This window comes from Paenibacillus sp. UNC451MF, from assembly GCF_000686845.1.
Classification (GTDB): Bacteria; Bacillota; Bacilli; order Paenibacillales; family NBRC-103111; genus Paenibacillus_S.
In genome coordinates this window covers 20,093-38,897 of record NZ_JMLS01000024.1, presented here as the reverse complement: position 1 = coordinate 38,897, position 18,805 = coordinate 20,093, and the positions used below count along the sequence as shown (strand labels likewise).

5 protein-coding genes are annotated in these 18,805 nt (G+C 47.2%); all 5 read left to right on the top strand.

Annotated features, from left to right (window positions below):
* Window positions 1-4: 4 nt before the first annotated feature.
* Window positions 5-859 (top strand): NAD-dependent epimerase/dehydratase family protein, encoded by an 855-nt coding sequence (locus BP97_RS0122915; RefSeq protein ID WP_028551210.1) that lies wholly within the window; start codon window positions 5-7, stop codon window positions 857-859.
* 220 nt (window positions 860-1,079) lie between these two features.
* Window positions 1,080-2,189, top strand: coding sequence for a response regulator (locus BP97_RS0122910; protein WP_028551209.1), 1,110 nt, complete (start codon window positions 1,080-1,082; stop codon window positions 2,187-2,189).
* Between the two features lie 19 nt (window positions 2,190-2,208).
* On the top strand, window positions 2,209-5,271 hold the full coding sequence (locus BP97_RS0122905) for a hybrid sensor histidine kinase/response regulator (protein ID WP_028551208.1): 3,063 nt from the start codon (window positions 2,209-2,211) through the stop codon (window positions 5,269-5,271).
* A 281-nt stretch (window positions 5,272-5,552) separates the two neighbouring features.
* Complete coding sequence (locus BP97_RS0122900; RefSeq protein WP_028551207.1) at window positions 5,553-11,048, top strand: hypothetical protein; 5,496 nt, start codon at window positions 5,553-5,555, stop codon at window positions 11,046-11,048.
* A gap of 104 nt (window positions 11,049-11,152) precedes the next feature.
* Window positions 11,153-18,802, top strand: a complete 7,650-nt coding sequence (locus BP97_RS0122895; RefSeq protein WP_028551206.1) for an S-layer homology domain-containing protein — start codon at window positions 11,153-11,155, stop codon at window positions 18,800-18,802.
* Window positions 18,803-18,805: the final 3 nt, after the last annotated feature.

Below are 18,805 nucleotides of genomic sequence, written 5' to 3'. Positions count from 1 at the left end.
TCATATGAAAATATTCGTAGCAGGTTCCACAGGTGTGATTGGACGCTTATTGCTTCCAAAATTGGTACAGGCGGGTCATGAAGTTACTGGAATGACTCATAACGAAGAACGCCAGCCCCTCATTCAAGCTCTGGGGGCGAGGCCCGTCGTTGTCGACGCATTTGATAAAGAGGCGATTCTATCGGTGGTGGGCGAGGCACGGCCGGATGTGATCATTCATCAGCTCACGTCTTTAAGCAATTGGAATTTAGAAGACAACAGCAGAATTAGAATAGAAGGAACGCGTAATCTGATAGATGCTGCACAGGCGGCGGGGGTCGAGCGCTTTATCTCGCAAAGTATCGCTTGGGCGTATGAACCCGGTGATCGTCCTGCCACAGAGGCAGTTCCACTAGATATCCAGGCTCCATTGCCCAGAAAATCGACAATAGATGGTATCACAGCATTGGAAGGGGCCGTAGCCGAGATGCCGCATCACGTCATTCTCCGCTATGGGATGTTTTATGGACCCGAAACCTGGTACGATAAGAAAGGTGTTATGGCGCAAAGAGTACGACAGCAGCAAGTAAAAGCAACGGACGGAATTACATCCTTCCTTCATGTGGAGGATGCCGCGAACGCTGCCGTGCTGGCGCTGGATTGGCCTGCTGGCCCGGTTAACATCGTAGATGACGAGCCTGCTTCAGGCAAAGAATGGCTGGCGATCTATGCCGATGCCCTGCAAGCCCCTGCCCCGGAATATCAGCCGGGAAGCAATAGAGGAGAACGGGGGGCGTCGAATGCCAAAGCCCGCAACGAGTATGGTTGGTTGCCGCTATATCCGACATGGAGAACAGGTTTTACCCAAAGTTTAAAATAATGATAGATTCATAAATGAAGGGGCTGCTGTGGGCGGTCCCTCATAAGATGAGGCTAACCGGTGATTTTCGGTTGGTCTATTTTACATGCGATGCAGTGGACTGAGGGACAAAGCATTGGTTTTGGTGTAGAACCAGTAGATTTATAAAGAAACCTCATTGTATAATGCTTTTAGCTAAGATGGTTTCAGGTGTAGCCATACAAAAGGAGCGAATGGGTAAATGCGCGTTATACTTATCGATGATGAAGAAAATGCGCTCGATATTTTGGAAATCTTATTGCATGAGATCGGTAATGTAACGGTTGTAGGACGATTTACGAATCCGGTGCAAGCTCTGGAGGCTCTTGAAGCGCTGCAGGCAGACGCTGTGTTTTTGGATATCCAAATGCCGGGCATGATGGGAATGGAGGCGGCAAGACGGATCAAGACCATTTTACCCCATACCGAAATTGTGTTTACCACTGCCTATTCGGAATATGCGGTAGAAGCATTTGAAATTCAGTCTGTGGACTACTTATTGAAGCCCTTTACAAAAGAAAGGCTGCGGAATACTGTCTCACGCTGCATGAAAGCCATATCCGGCAAAATCCATAGGAAATCTGAGGATAAAGCTGGAACTTTCGTTCAATGCTTTGGAGGATTCCAGATACAGACAGCAAACGGAGTTCTTCCTTGGAAAACCAATAAGGAGAAGGAGCTGTGCGCTTTTTTAATTCATCATGTTGGTCATCAAGTCGATGCCGCAATGATAATTAATTCGATTTGGCCTGAGTCCGAATTAGATAAGGCAAGAACTTACTTATATACTTGCATCTCCTATTTACGCAAAAGCTTTCAGGCGAATAACGTTAATCTGAAAGTGAATAAAGTCGGCAAAGGATATGTTATAGATACGAGTTCAATGGAAAGTGATGTAGCTGAATTTTTATCTATAGTGGAAAAAGCGGCATCAAACGAGGCTTTGGACGAGAAGCAATACGAAAGATTGAATGTTTTACATATTGGGGAGTATTTGCAGGGGTGCGATTTCGATTGGGCCATGTGGAAGCGCGAAGAGCTCAAATCCAAATATATCCAGACGTTGAGGATCGCTTACAACTATTTCATGAAGTGCGGAAATGCTCTACTGGCTGCCGACAGCCTGAGGCATGTTTTGGAGGTATCCCCTGATTCGGAGAAAGACGGCAGAGATTTGATTCAACTGTATATCCATACAGATAAGCGCAATGAGGCTTTAAAAATATTCCGGCAGCTCGACCATGCGGTTCGGGTGAATCTGGGCGTAGATCTAGAAGAAGAGACGGTTCGCTTATATAAAAGCTTCGCCTAATTCATTTGAGGAGAGCGGCATGAGAAAAAAACTGGCGGCAGCGGCCGTAACCCTTATCATATTGGCTGTTAGCTACGGATTTTTATACCAATTGTTCATGGCTAACATTAAAAATACTCCAGTCGCATCAGGCGGCCGCATGGATCTGAGGGGCTGGCTCTTTGTCGAGAAAGGAGCTGTTCCACTCGATGGAGAGTGGGAATTTTATCCTGGGCAGCTGCTTGGACATGAAGTTATGCAGCAAAACAACGGCTCAGCACCTTCATCCGATCTGATTACGGTACCTGGGTCATGGACAGATCGTATGGATGCTTTCGGAACCGCAACATATCGGCTGCAAATCCAAATAGATGACGTCAGTCGAACTTACGGCTTAAAAACATTATCCATCCAAATGTCCAACCGTATCATAGTCAATGGTGAGATAGTAGGCTCTGCAGGAATTCTGCCGGATAAAACGTCATACACCGGAAGCAACAAACCGTATGTTAGTTATTTTTCATTAAAGCCGGGCTGGAACGAAATTATCGTCCAAGTGGCCAACTACGATTATGCAGCCAGCAGCGGTATTGCCAACTCTATTTATTTTGGTTATTCGGACCAGATTTCCAGCCTGCGCGATACTGCAATTGCTCACGACTTAATCTCGATCTGCTGTTTTTTTATCATCGGCGTGTATTTTATCGGCATGTATATCCAGCGGAAAAGCGACTATTCCCTTGCTGCATTTGGTCTTTTGTGCATATTTACTACGGTGTATTTATCGACGCGGGGTGAGAGACTGCTGTTCGTCTTATTCGACTTCGTGTCGTACAATGTGTACATCCGCATGCAGACGATTTCTGTATACGCAGCTTGCATTGCGCTTCTCTTTTATGTCTACACGGCTTTTCGTCCTTTTTGCTCGAAGTGGCTTGTGTATGCGGGTATCGGTTTCGGGGTAGCCTTGATGATTTTCGGACTTGTTGATATTACTAATAGCAGGATTCTTATGCTGCTTACGACTTTTTATGCGACGGCTCCCTTTTTATATGCGACGTATGTGTACTTGCTGGCTGCATTTCACCGGGTGGAAGGCAGCATGTATTTGGTAGTAGCTGCTATCGCCTTAAACTATCATTCCATGATCCAAAGCTTTAACGTGTATACGAACGTGCCGCTTTATATGACTTTCCCATTCGAGGTATTCCTCGTACTGTTGATGCTCGCCTTGCTAATGTCGCTACGGTTCTCTAACGCTTTCAAGAAGAATGAGCAGCTTTCCCAGCAATTGCTCAAAGCGGATAAATTGAAGGATGATTTCCTTTCGAAAACATCACATGAATTTAAGATGCCTTTGCAAAGTATTATCATGATTTCCGAATCGATGATCGATGATGTGCGGGAGCCGCTGCCGGTGGAGCAGCAAGAGAAGCTGGAGCTGGTGCACAGCATCAGTAAGAAGCTGTCACAGCTCGTTTACGACATATTGGATCTGTCGAGGCTCAAGCAGGGAGATCTTACCGTACGGCCCGTACCGGTCGATGTGCGAACAACGGTGGACATTGTTCTACGGATATTCTCTTTTTTGACGGCAGGGAAAAATGTGAGTTTAATCAATAACGTTCCGGAATATTTACCGAATGTTTTGGCGGATGAGAACCGTTTTCGGCAAATTTTAAATAATTTACTGGATAATGCCGTTAAGCATACGGAGAGCGGAAGTATTGAAGTATCGGCAGAGGAGCGGGACGGGAAAATCGAGATTTCCGTTAAGGATACGGGGGCCGGGATCGATCCGCATGCTATCTCATTCATCTTTGAACCGTTTAAATCGTTTGAATCCTCAGGCAGCCAGAGCTTCGGCTTAGGATTATCCATCGTTAAGCAGCTTATCGAGCTGCAGCAAGGCAAAATTACAGTTTACTCTGTAAAAGGCGAAGGCACGGTGTTTACATTCAGTCTGCCATCCGCTGGAAACGATGATAGAGCGAAGAAAGACAGAACCGCGTATGACCGAATAGGGAACGAGCAGGCCTATTCCTTCCCTACTCCATACTATATGGAAAGTAGGGGAAAACACACGATCCTCATCGTTGACGATCAGTTCTCGAATCTGAAAATTTTGATCGATGCGCTTAAGCCTCTGGGCTGCAATGTCATCGCCGTCAAAAACGGGATGGAAGCGATAGAACAAATCCATAAACCGAATGCGGTCGATCTGGTTATTCTGGATCTGATGATGCCTGGAATGTCGGGGTACGAGGTATGCCAAACGATTCGCAAAAAGTATACGCTGCTTGAAATGCCCGTATTGATGGTGACGACGGCGACACAGCCACAGGATAAGGTTGCTGCTTTTGAAGCAGGGGCAAACGACTTTTTATCGAAGCCGTTTGATACGATGGAGCTTAAGGCGAGAATTAAGGGCTTGCTGTTAATGAAGGATTCGCTTGAAAAGGCGATCGAGTTGGAGGTAGCGTTTCTCCAGTCTCAGATCAAGCCTCATTTCTTGTACAACGTACTCAACACTATCATAGCATTGAGCTACACGGACGAGGAAAAGTCGCGAAAGTTAACCACAGATTTGGCCGATTATTTGCGCGGAAGCTTTCGGTTCAGCAATGTTCAGAAACGGACCTCCTTCGGTCAAGAGCTGAACTTGATCCGATCCTATGTGGAGATTGAGCGCACGAGATTTAAAGATCGACTATGGATTGAATATGACATAGCGGAAGAGATGTACGGTGTCAGCATCCCCCCTCTGCTCATCCAGCCGCTCGTTGAAAATGCCATTCGTCACGGGATAGGAGGCAGAACGGATGGAGGAACAGTTAAAATAACAGCGAGCAGAACGAATGGACATTATTGCTTTCAAATCGAAGACGATGGGGTCGGCATAGAGGCTGAGAGGCTCAAGCAGCTTTTGGATCAGACCCCTGATGCTTCGCAGGGAGTTGGTTTGAAAAATATTATGAAACGTCTTAAATATGAATATAATTCGGACCTTAGAATGGATAGCTCTCCCGGCAAAGGAACCAAGGTTACAGTACTGATTCCGGTTGGGGCGAGCCTTCCTGCGAAACAGTCTAGAATAGTGTGACGGAAAAAGCGACAACCTTTTGATGAAAATCAAGGGGTTGTCGCTTTTTGTTTGAACATAAGTCTTATTATGCAGGTTTGTTGTGAAAAACGCTTATTTCTGTGTCGAAAGACCTATGTTTTTAAGGTTTCTTTAAGGTTCGATGTCGTATGATGTAAAAATGTGCTAGATTGGTCCCGGTTTACTCTAAAAAGGGATGTTTTTTAGAAATATAAGCATATAGATTCAGAAGAATTATTTAGTTTAATAACTAAAGTATTTTTTGAGGAGGTCTATTTTGAATGCTTAACAGCAAGACGGCAAGAAAATGGTGCTCAATTATTCTATGTCTGAGCATGCTGTTATCGCTGTTTTCTCCCTGGGATGTTCCGAGGGTGGAGGCGGCAAGTGCTTCATGCGGTATAACTGGAGACCAGGAGGTTCGATTCGGTTCGATCCAAGTTAGAATCGGTAATTGTACCTTTGCAGCAGAGAATGCATTAGGGAATTTTCAGGGTTCCACCCCCGGCTATATTCGAAGCGGTATAGGGGGACAACAAGATTTTGTTGGCGGTGATCTATTCGTTTATTCAGGCGACACCATGGATCTGGAAGTCAATGTTGCACAAAATCCTGCATTAAAAGATCTTGCCCAAAGCGGTCAAGCTAAGGTTGCCATCGGCTGGTCCGCACTGGATTGGGTCGAGCAAGGGAGCGGGTGTGGCCTATTCGGTGCCTTTAAATGCTTCCAAGGAACAAGAGTCATAGTGAATGTCGATGGTCATGATCTGCTTGACGAAACGGCATGGGATGGCGGTGTTGGTCCAAGGAGCACAGGTGATATTTCGATAAATCAGAATTCAAAGATTAAGATTAATGTGGAAGGCGTTAGGGATGATACGGATGCTCCATCGGGTCCAAGAGGATTATACATAAAGTTTAAAGATGAGTCGCGCCCGAGTTTGACCGACTACACATTTAAAGGGAACGGAGCTTGGAGAAATAATGAAAAAATCCAACCGATCCAAAGAGAGCTATATGCAAAGAAAGATGAGTTTTTTAGTCTCGCTTATAACTTCAGCGAACCGGTGAGGCCGACATCTGTGAGTTCGGCATACAGCGATCCTTTTCTCAAGCATCCACTGTTTGTAAACCCTGCTGGTACAGGGCTGCCAGCTGCCGGTGAACAGCAGTATTTAAAAAATACAAACTATACAGCATCAGATTTTGCTCAAAGTCTTGATAAAGTTCCGCTTAATAAAAGCATTGAGTACAAATATACGGCTTCTAAATATCATCATAGCGGGAATATTCCTCTTATACCGAAAATGGAAAGGAATGATGAGGAGAAGAACGCGAACGATGATACTTACGATATCGATTCATCCTTGGAACAAAAGCTCAGGGGAGCTGTTCTTGCTGATGCAGCAGGCAATATAGTGCAAGATTTTTCAGCTTTTAATAAGGCAGGCAGTACAAGCAGCGCAGGCGATAATTATTTGGTCGGTAAAACCGTGAATCCCTTCAACTTTGAAGAAGGAGGACTCCGGGTCATCGTAGATGCGGTACCTCCTAAATATACGAAGGTAGGCAACGGCATTCAGCCGGAAATATTAACCGGGGTCACCTTGAACAGGAACGACTCCTTTGATTTTACCGTGCAGCTGACGGAAGAAGCTGTCGTGAAAACAGGATGGGATAAGACCAAAACGTACCTATTACTGAGTAATGGTATGAAAGCCCAATATGTATCGGGTGATGGTACGGATAAGTGGACCTTTCATCTGAAAATCCCGGACGGAGTAGACATTGAGGCACCGCTTTTGAAAGTCATTGCCTTGACTCATGAGGATAACATCATCGACCCTGTAACCAACCGGAATAAAGACACCAACGTGCTGCAGGATTATGCTGGCAATATGCTGATCCAGCCCGCCAATTATGATGGTATTTTCACAGATCCGGAGGATGGTGAAGACGCCTCCAACGTCAATTCGAAGATTGACTGGGCACAATTATGGATAGACAATACGAAGCCGGAGGTCAGCTACCGTTATGAGACGGGAGGGGCCTCGGATCAAACCTATCAAAAGAGCGGGAAAGTAACAATAGATGCCAACGATCCTTCATTGATAGTACCTTCACTTGATCCGACGAGGCCTGGTGAGGTAAGACCGAGCAGAGGAATTTACCGGCCGTCCAATATGACGGGAGCGTCTGCGCCAGCCGTAGGGCTTGTCTACTACATGTGGAGCCAAAGTCCGAATGATCCTTTTGCTGGAAAAGAAGCAGATCATTTTGCAGCACTTAAAAGATACTCACTAAAGGGCAAGCAGCCGAGTGAAGATTTGTACCCAGATGAGGCATTTAAAAACATTAAGCTCAGCGCTGCCAATAACAAAACGAATCTGATCGCTTTGCCTTCCGAGGCGCTAGCAGAAGATAAAAGCGGTGAATGGTATTTGCACACCTGGACAGCCGATATGACTTGGGACTCGGCGAGGGAACTGATGCAATACAAGAAGCAGCAGAACTTCAGTCAGGACCATCACGATCAATACCAAGAATGGTTAGATAAGGCTCCGGGTTCCGATGCGGATAAAAAAATATATGCAGATAATGAAGTCCTGAAAAAAGTGGGCGACTACGGTGATATCGAAATATGGCCGTTAGACGACTTTATGACAGACGATTCCAACTGGATCCATAGCATCGGCACCATCAAGGTGGATAACAAAGCGCCGACCGTCACTTTCGAAGAAAAAATCGGAGATAACACGGCAGCGGTCCAAATGAAGCTGAAGATTACTGACGAGCATAGCGGTGTAAGCAGCAGCTTCTATCAATGGGTGAAAGAAACAAGCGCGGCACAAGACGCAGCTTGGATGCCGATGACAGGAAACAGTGCGACGGTAACGACTCAAAATGAGGTTGTTGAAGACGGAGTTTATGTCCTGAAAGTCAAAACGGCTGATAAAGCAGGCAATGAACGGATCGTTGACAGTGAGAAGGTGACGGTGAATTCATCCGATCAGATCAGCGGCAGCTTCTCACCGGAAGCCAATCCGGGGTATGTCAAAAGCCATGACGTCCAATTTAAGCTCACTGGACTTGCCAGTTTGTCGTCGCTATCAACAGTGACATCCACGACGTATTCGGGGACTGTAACCCAGTCGACTTATTCGAGAACGGTCACTCAATCGACTTACTCCAGCACAGTAACGCAATCCACGTATCAGGGGAAAGCCTTGATGTCTGTGAACAATCTGGTTTATGTGACGTATGCGGGCTATTCGATTAGTGGCAATCAGGTACGTCCCGAGGAAGCTTCCTTCAAACCATTTCCATCCTTTACAAGTGGAAGTAATGGAGAGCGTGTGTATACCGTGCCTGCTGATGTGGCGAGAAACGGCGAACAGTATGTTCACATTTTTATTAAGGTAGATGACGGAGGATTTGAGAAAAAGTATTTCTTCTCCAAGCTTTACTATTTCGATAACGAGCCTCCGGTAGTCACCTTCAGCAAAAGCGGAGTTAACTATCCACAGACTTCCCAATCGGTAACCGTTACCGCAGAGAAGGCGGGTATTAAAGAAGCGGAGATGCAGCAGAAGAAATATCAGTGGGTCGACGAACAACTGCCTGCGCCGAACGAAGCTTCACCAGGCTGGATAGATTTGCCGACTAATGGGCAAGTCGAAATTAAAAATGACGTGCTTCAACCCGGTGAACAAAAAAGCTTCCGACTGTACGTATGGGCTATGGATGCAGCTCAGAATAGCGTGATCGCCAAAACAACTGGCGTATTCGCCTTATCCAAGTCTGAAGATGCTGAGAAACCTCCGGAAGAAGTGACATCGGATTTGATTTATTTGTACGGTGACGCGGAGGATGGCTATACCGCTATTGTGCAGCTCGGACTTGCAGCCGAGTCAGTAGATAAAGGCGGCTATGATTTCTCTGTATCTCCTGATAATGGGGCTAGCTGGTTAAGATGGCGCCCTTATACGAACTTTGTGGCGCTTAAGGTACCTACGAACAACACAAATGATTTGCACATTCAGGTGAAATACAGAACGCCTGCCGGAGTGGTCGGTGAGCCGAAAAGTTTGGATGCCAGCAGCGTTTCCAAAAGTATGCCGGTCTATGCATTGGCTACATTAAGCACCGACAGGCCTGTCAATGCAACTGTAGGTGTAGACCTAGATATCGCAGCTCCGCTTGGCATCAAAGTCGTGCCTTCGACTGTCAATCCTTCGACGCCAGTACGTACCGGCAACACGTTTCATGTCAGTCAAAACGGACTATATTCCTTTGACCTGACGGATAACGCCGATGCAGCAAGAAAAGCGACGCTGTATGCCGTAGTCAAAAATGTAGACACCACTCCACCAGTGGGAACCATTGAATATTTGACCACAAGAAAAACGAACGGGAATGTAACCGTCCAACTGACCGGCTTATCCGAACCGGTTACCGTTACCGATCCAGAGCGTCGCTCGACTCATACTTTTACAGAGAACGGCGAATTCACGTTTAAGTTTAAGGACGAAGCGGGGAATGAAGGCGAAGCCATAGCAAAAGTGGATAATATCGATAAAAGCGCGCCAAAGGTGAAGATCGTTCGTTCTTATGCTTACGGCGAGAACGGCAGCAAAACGTTCGGAACAATCACGGATAACGCGGGTAACGTGCTGCACTCCAACGGAGTCAATTTAACCGTGGTTAAAGAAAAAGAAAATGACAAAGATTTCATCGTGCCAGATGGAAAAAATACCGTGATGCTGCTGGAAAACGGCACGGCTTCGTTTATGGTTTCCGATCAATACGGCAACACGACGGTTGTTAAGGAAACGGTAGAAAACGTCCTTTCCACACCACCAGTAGCTGATTCGGTAACTTACACCTTCGTAGATGCTGCTGGCAACGCTTTGCCGGACAACAAGATTGTAACGATTAACGGACAGCGATATGCACAGGGCAAGATGAAAGTGTCGCTCGCCGGAAAAGCTAAAGATCCTAATAAGGTCTTTGCTGGAACGACTCCTATTCGTGAGAACGGTCAGTATACGAATCAAATCAGCGGTTCGGACGGCTCATTTACTTATTCACGGATTTATTCTGCGGATGGCTCAACTCTCATCGCTTTAACCGATCTTCTGGGGAATACGAGGAAAGTGCCTGTTACCATCCAAGGATTGGATAACACGCCGCCGGATATCAAGCTGAACTTGTCCTCGGTCGGCATTACGCAAAACCAGCAGGGCTTTGAATTCAGCAAAGATTTGGGAGGATACACCGTTAGCGACAATGTGTCCGCTGCAGATACAATCAGCGTTTCGATCAGTGGGTTGGATCTATCCAAGCTTGGACGGCAGCGGGTAACTTATACCGCTATTGATCAGGTAGGTAATACCTCGGCAGCCTACCAGGACGTTACTGTAGTTTCCAACGAAGGCATGCTCATCTTCGCTGATGATGTACTCATATCCGCTTCCAGTGGCGAATCCGCCTTGTTTGACAAAAATACACTCACCTTCAGCATCTCGAAATATAACATCATGGATGTCAACGGACAGCAGCAGATCAACGAATGGGGTACTTACGATCTGATGTATCAGCCGGGTCTGTACAGAGAAGGGCAAATGAAATACATTGCCAGCAAAATCTCGTACAGCGATTTGGTGAACGGCAAGTTTAAGGTCACTTTCCCTGAAGCGGGCTGGTATACGATTATCGTAAGAAACCAGGAACGGGAACGTGAGTATTCGACCTTCTTTATCGGCAAAAAAGAGTAGATTGGCTAAGACAGGATAGTTGGGATAAGGGCTCCTGCCAAGGATGCCCTTGTCCTTATTAAGGAAATGATGGCAATACGGTTTCAGGATAGGAGGCAGTTTAATTGAAGCTTGTCAAAAGGACGCTTGTATTTTTGTTTGTACTTATATTCGTCATGGGCTCGAATGCCCAAGTTGCGTCTGTTCTTGCGGCGGAGCTCAGCGCTCCCAAGGTGACGGTGCTGCAAAATGATTTTATTAAAATCACGGTCGACAATGGCACTGGGCGGTACGGCATAAGAACGATAGAAGGGCAGCCAATACGGAAAAAAGATGATAACGTTAATATGATGTTCCGTGGCGATGATCCGGAAACTTCCTTTACGACTTTTCGGATCGACGGGACCGATTATATTTTTGGTAATCCGTACAAGTTTGGGGCTGATTTTTTCTCTGAAGTCACTCCGCCTCGAATTGTCGAGAACACGAATGGGACAAGGCAAATCGAAACGATTTGGAGAATCAAGAGCGTTGAGATTAAGCAAATCTTAATGCTATATAGTGACAAATCGGATAAGAAAAACGTCGGAAATGTCAATATCCGCTATGAGGTAGTCAACCGAAGCGGTGCTCAGGTAGAGCTTGGCTCCCGTATGCTGCTGGATACGATGGTCGGGGGAAATGACGGGCCCGAGTTCCAGATCGGAACAGCTTACAAGGTTCCTCTTATGGTAGAGAGAAAGCTGGTTCATGATCCCGAGAATGATCCGAGCATCTCGGAAGAGGATAGACCGTTATATAAATTACCGCCATATTGGGTTATGAGGGACAAGCTCGACCAGACAAACCCGCAAGCAACCAATGTGATGGCTTATGGATTCAATAACTTCGCGGAAAAGAACATTAACATCGTGGATGAAATGATCGTGGGGCATTGGAACGGCCTTGCGAATACGAAATGGGACTATACGCCGAATCCTAATCTTGATTTCACGAGAGATACGAATGATTACGGAACGAAGGATTCTGCTGTTGCCTTCTATTGGCAGCCGAAGCCTCTCGCGAACGAGGCCATTCAAACTTTTGAAACGGTTTATGGCTTAGGTGAAATCATTGAGCCGGATAAAGTATTCTCTATTCGGTTTCTCGATACGCCACAGCAGCTGGCAACATTAAGCGATAACAGCAATTATGCGGGCGAAGGTATCTTCGATATGAACGCCGAGGTGGAAAACCTCGCTATGTTCAATATGGAGCAGTCCAAAATCGAAGTCGAGCTGACTTTGGACAGTGGACTTAGCTTCGTCAAGCTGGATGAACAAGGCAAGATTGTGCGCGACGCGAGCGGCAAGGCTCTAACCGAAGGATATCGAAGCAAAAAACTGGAGTTCAGAAAGACAGCGACGCCGGAAGAGGCGGAGAAAGGCATTATTCCAAAATATAAACCGGGTGATACGGTAACGGCCTCGTTTAAAGTGCAGGCTAAGGGAAGACCTTGGCCGACGACCAAGCAATACATGATGACCGTAAGAAGTCCGGAAACCCAAGTCAAGCTTGAAGGGCAGACGGATGACGGGTTAAAAGCTCAATACGAGTCGAATAAATCCAACTTTATTCTATTGCCGGCCATCGGCAATGCAGTGCCTACGTATGCTTATGGCCTATCACCAAAAGAAGCGTACAGCGGTGATGTGAAATACATTACGGTAAATATGACGAATATCGATGCTTACAATCCGGGGAGCGATACGAGTGGGCCTAACTTCGATCTGTATCTTAAGGAGAAGGTAACGGGCAAACGGTATAAAGTGCCGGTCAAAAGCTCGGTTATTTTGCAGCCGACAGATGACGGATTCTCTGGAGATATGCGCATTACGTATCGAGGCGGAGACTTGGTTGATGACAAAGGGAAGGTGATTCAGGCCGGCCTTGGACCTGAGCTGCCTTTAGGTGAATATCAGGTCGAAATTGATTACAAAGGGGACACCGGCGGCGATACGGAAATCGCTGCGATGTACGATATTACGACGAACCAAACCTTTGCCGTCACGGATAACGAGATCAATCGAATCAGAGAAGCTAAACTGATGGCTGTTTACAAGCAAACGGTCGATTTAAGCCATGTCACGCCATCTTTGAGCGGACAGCTGCTGGAGGATATCAACAGCGCATTCCCGGGAGAACCTTTCAAAGAAGGAGCCGATTTATACAGTGCGGTAACCATTTTCAAACAGACCAAAGCTTTTTTTGGCATAGCAAGTAAGGCTTTGGACCCTGAGTTCGAACTTGCAGAATTTTTGGATGACGAGGCTTTGAAGGAAGTACCTGCGTACCAATACGCTTTGTTCGAATCGGAAGAAGAGATGGAAGAATTTTTTGAAGATGAAGATCGGGAGAAGCTTGTAGACATTCGCGGGATGATCAAGCAAGCAGGCTCTGGCGATGATATACAAGTGGTCGTGGATACGAAAACCGAACCGGCCATTATTAACGGAGCCGTGTCATATCGAGGCAAAGATATGGTATTTGTCCGGGGCAAACTGGACATTTTCGGTGCCAAGTCGAAGGTGAACGGCTACGATAGCATGCCATTCTTTGACACGCTTTCTGTAAAAGGGGATGGAACACTTAGCGTAGCCAGCAGTGGCTTTGTATTTCACAGAGGAGAATGGACGTTAGATTTCTTCAATGGTTTTGAGAAAACATTGGGAGAAGGATATACCATTCCACAAGCGGAATTTCCAGAGAAAGAAGGAAATGAAGAGGACGACAGCTTAAACGGTAGCTTGAAATGGGCTTCAGGAGCGCTTGGAGACAGACTGAATCCGCTGCGCCAAGTTATGGTCCAGCTCGTTTATTTCAACAAGCACAGCTTGTTTGCCGTGCCGAACTTTACATTTTCCGGCTTCGGTATCTCATTTAACGATTTTATTTTAAGACCTGGCGGTGTTTCCTTCGGGGGCACGGTTTCGCTTAAGGTGCTGAACGCTGAAGTGCGTAACGTCCAATTTAACGATAAAGGCTTCGTAGGTATCGAAGCCGGATTGAAATTCGATCTTAACGAAGAATTAGGCTTATTCGAACCGAAGAACAAAGGCAAGGAAGATGCTAAAGAGGATCCGGAAGGTCCAAAGAAGCCGAGCGGTGAAATCGACATCATCCACTATGTGCAGCAGGTTGATGGTGTTTCCAACACCTACGGGTTAAAATTCGATGCCCAGTTAAAGAGCATGACCGAAGTTGGTGTGGAAATTGCTTTCAAAAAAGTAGATGACGGTCGGATTTTACCGGATGTGTTGGGATTTAGTGCCTCACTTAAAAACCCCGGGGTGCTGATTACCGGTGCCACTTATTTAACAGGTGTGCGGGGAGCGGTTCGTGAGCTGGCAGATACGATAGCCGGAGGCACCAAGGATGATCCGTTTCCGCTTGTAATAGAGGCTGGAGTCAGCCTAAGGTTCGGTATTGCGCCCGCTTACTTCTTTGGCGATATCGATCTTACTCTGAAGCGGACGGGAATAGCATTGCAGGGGAAACTGGATTTCTCCCCAAAAGGTGATCCTGAGGAAGATGATTTAATCAACATGCTGACGCAGGCTCTGATTGAAGCCCAATGGGTAACTCCATGGTTCGTACGTATGCAGGCGGAAGTCGACATAGGCGGCTGGAATGTCATCGTAGGTAAAGTCGGAGTGTTTGTAGGACAAAATCTGGAGAAGCACCGGACCGACTTTGAAGGATATATCGGCGCCAAGGTTCAGATTCCTGAAGATGTGCCTGTTGTCGGTGGATTGCCGCTGGCCAGCGTATTTTTCGGGGTTAACAACGACAAGGTCTGGGGAAGCGTGGGGATTCTGTTCATTTCCCTCGGTGTTACTTATTACTGGGGCGGCGGGGTCGAGTTCGGCACCTCAAGCGAGCAGCTTCCTGACGGATTTACTCATGTGTTAATTAATGATCCTAATCGTGGTCCACGTCTGCTCGTCATCGGGCAAGGGGTGAAGACGGTTGCCACGTCCTGGATAGAGGCGGAAAAAGAAACTCAAGAGATTGTTTATCGTGACGTAGCTGAGGGAGTTAAAGTGCTGGATAACGGTGCGATGAACATCGGTATCGGTGGCATTACAGTGAAAAACAGTGGGCGTGTGCATGAAATACCGATGAATGGTGTATCCGGCAACGCAATTATTGAAGTAGAGTACTTGGATAAGGAAATACCGAACCTTACGCTTAAGGATGCGGCAGGACAACCTTATCCGATCGTATTTGACAACGATAATAAGAAACCGGGAGCGACAGCTTTTACGCAGTACATCTCGGCTGCAACCTCGAGCGATAAGGTGGATCATCGGAAGGCATATATCGTTCTTCCACAGGAACGGATTTCTGGCAGTGGCATATGGACCCTTACCTCCGAGTCGGCGGTACAGACCAGACTGCTTAACATTCCGACATTACCACAGTTGAAGAATGTCAGCTTGACTAAAGATAGCAGCAGCACGAACAAGTTCACGGCAAATTGGGCCGTAGAGAATGCGAAATCGGGAGATACGGTCAATCTGTATTTGACCAAAGATCCAGTAAGTGCGGATACGGCAAAGCTTGAGAATGGCAAGGAAGTGCTCGAACCGGGCGATCCGGGTATTCTGATTGCCAAAAATGTTCCGGTTAACGAGAGTGGCGGAGTCAACGGGAAAACGACTACAGGCAGTAAAGCCATTGACGTAACTCAAGTATCACTGAATGAGGACGGTGTAGGCGAAGAGGATGTTCAGGATATTACCGGACTGATGCAGCAGGGCAGCTATTATTTGCGGGCAGAGCTCAAGTCCGATTCCACCTTCGGTACCCAAACCTCGGCGGAGCAATTCGAAATCATTGATCGTCTAGCTCCGCAGGCAGTCAATGACGTGACTATAGAGCCGGCAGGGAACGGATACTTCGAACTATCCTTCAAGCCAGCGCCGAAGAAAGACAACTTGAAAAACTTTGAACACAGCTATGTCATCAATGCAATGCAGGAGCAGGGAGGCAAGCTGAAGCCTTATACGAATTTCGGCGAGCTGATGTTCACGGAAAAGGAACTAGCGGGTCACTGGAACTCTGCAACCGGCAAATACGAGGGCATTTTACTTGGAGGCTGGACTGCTACAACGACATCGGCGCCGGATACTGATCCGAAGAGCCTTAACTCGAAGGCCGTTGATCCGGCCAAAGTGAAGTATGTCGGATTGCAGGTTGGGCAGGAGTATACGATAGGCGTTTCGTCTGTTGTCAAGCCTTCTAAGGAAGTGGATAAAAACGAGAACTACCATTATGCAAACCGAACGGATAGCGTGAGCAAGCTGCTTCCTGTGCCTGCGAAGCCTGACCTTCAGCAAAGCAAGGAGCTGCTGCAAAAGCCTCAGCCAAAAATCGATTGGCTAACCAACAATATCGCACAGCAGAGCATGGAGCTGTTCTCGGATCAATTGGATGTGAAAGTAGAAGCCTTCTACGACAATCAATCGATTGGCCAAGTTACGCTCGATAATGACGGCAGCGGAAGCCATGGCGTGCTTCAGCTTAAACCGCTCACGACGGACGGTACTTACGCAATTGAATTGGTAGCAACCAATACGAAAACGAAGGATAGCAAGGTCAAGATGCTGTACCTGACCGTAGATACGATTGCTCCGATATTATATCTGGATGAGCCATTAACGGGTGCAAGGACCGATGGCGGGAAAATCCATTTTTCGGGTCGAAGCTCGAACGATGCTGTTGTTAAGGTGATCGGGAATGGTAAAGAGACAGCTCTGAAAGTGGAGGATAACGGGCGATTCTCTGGAGAAGTTGCTGTGGAATCGAACGATCCGACCGTAGGTCTCACTGTTAAAGCCGGGGACGGAGCAGGTAATGAAAACACGGCTGTTGTTGAGATTACGAACGATCGGTATAACGTACCCGCTGGTCTTGTGATTCGTCAGGTCCCGGTCATGAAGCGAGGGGACAGCCAGAAGCTGGAGGCATTTCTCCGAGTATCTGACGGCAAAGACGCTCAAGGCAAGCCGAAGTTCAAGGAGGTTGCCGCTCCAGGACAAGTCAGCTACTCTATCCTGTCAGGTGATGCGGTCGATCTGAGCGAAGACGGAACGATTACAGCACTATCAACGGGAGCAAGTCTTGTCCAGGCAAGCTATCAGGCTTCTGAAGGGGTCACGCTGCAAGCGATGGCGGCTGCTACTGTAGAGGTTCCAACGCCGACTGAGCTCGGTATTATCACAGCAGCCACTTCAGCTATAGCGAACGACAGCAGTAGAACTAAGGTGACTGTGACCGATGCCGGTGAAATGCTTGGATATCAACTTGTGTACAAAGTGTTTAAGAAAGGTACTGCATTGGCGCTTCCAACGCTGGGTCAAAATTTAAGTGAGTGGAGCTTCCTGCCTCAGGATGGGAATGTTAAGGCCGAATCCGGTGATGACGTCATTGTGGCTAAAAGAACCTCTTCGGGCAAGCTGGCTGTAGCCTCGACAGGCAAACTCTCTGCTAACGTATTCCGTTCTTCCAAAGGAAGTGGAGGCGGCGGAGGAGGAGGCGGTGCTGGTGGCGGCGGCATCCCGGTCGAAACGTCAGAAGTAACCATCAACCAGCAGCGTATTAACGCCGATAAGCAGGACAACGTACTTGTAGCCGGCATTACAGCGAAAAGTGTGGACGCTGCAGGTAGTGGAGACATCGTAATCACTTCTCTGGATAATACAGTAAGAGGATATACGTTCCGGGTAGATACGGATGTTGTTCAGCTGGCTATCAGCAAACAAAAAAATATCGTCATCAATGTTCCTTTGGCCCAACTGACGCTGACACCTAAACAGCTCGCGGGTCTGAAAGGGAACTTGGAAGTAAATATTTTCCCGAATGAGAGCTATGTCCTCGACTCTCTCGGAAGCATTGCGGATAGTCTGGATTCTACCTTATTGGTAGCAGGTCAAGGCGTATCCATCAAGACTAATATTCCGGCGACTAGCTGGAATTCCTATGCGTCATTGCGAGTGCCGATGCCGGGGGCACTTGAACCTGGACAGCTTACAGCGGTTGTGCTGAAAAATCCGGAAGGAGCTTGGACACCGCTGCCATGGAAGATAAATGCATCTGGCGATGCAGCGTACATCGATGCTCAATTGACGGGAGACGGCAATCTGGCATTTTTACGAAACGAGAAAGCGTTCGGAGATGTAGAGGATACCTATTGGGGCAAGGCTAGTATCAGTCAAGCTGCTTCCAAGCTGTTTGTACTTGGCAAGGATACGAACCGCTTTGAGCCGGAAAGTCATATTACGCGTGCCGAATATCCGACGATTTTGCTTCGGGTTGCAGGGATGATGAATAGGAACGGGCAGGCTGCGTTCACAGATGTCAGCGTAGATGATTGGTTCGACAGGAGTGTGTCAGTTGCAGCACAAATGGGTATTGTGAACGGACTAGCAGATGGTTCCTTCGCTCCTCAGGAGACGATGTCGAGAATCGAAGCCATGACGATGGCGGGAAGATTGCTTAAAGCGCTTGGACTTGTCGAAGATTTATCTGAAGAGGAAGCCGACAAGCTGCTTAGCACGTTCTCAGACGCAGCGAATGTCCCAGAATGGGCGAAAATACCGGCTGCACTCTGCATTAAGAACGGAATTATTGAAGGAGATAACAATAAAGTGAATCCGCTGGACGATCTGACAAGGGCTCAAGCAGCAGCTATTGCAATAAGACTTGACTCATGGATCTCTAGCAACAAATAAACG

What these genes read in the sequence shown, in the direction of transcription:
- BP97_RS0122905 (WP_028551208.1), top strand. Translation starts at nt 2,209, where the DNA reads ATGAGAAAAAAACTGGCGGCAGCGGCCGTAACCCTTATCATATTGGCT.
- BP97_RS0122915 (WP_028551210.1), top strand. Translation starts at nt 5, where the DNA reads ATGAAAATATTCGTAGCAGGTTCCACAGGTGTGATTGGACGCTTATTG.
- BP97_RS0122910 (WP_028551209.1), top strand. Translation starts at nt 1,080, where the DNA reads ATGCGCGTTATACTTATCGATGATGAAGAAAATGCGCTCGATATTTTG.
- BP97_RS0122900 (WP_028551207.1), top strand. Translation starts at nt 5,553, where the DNA reads ATGCTTAACAGCAAGACGGCAAGAAAATGGTGCTCAATTATTCTATGT.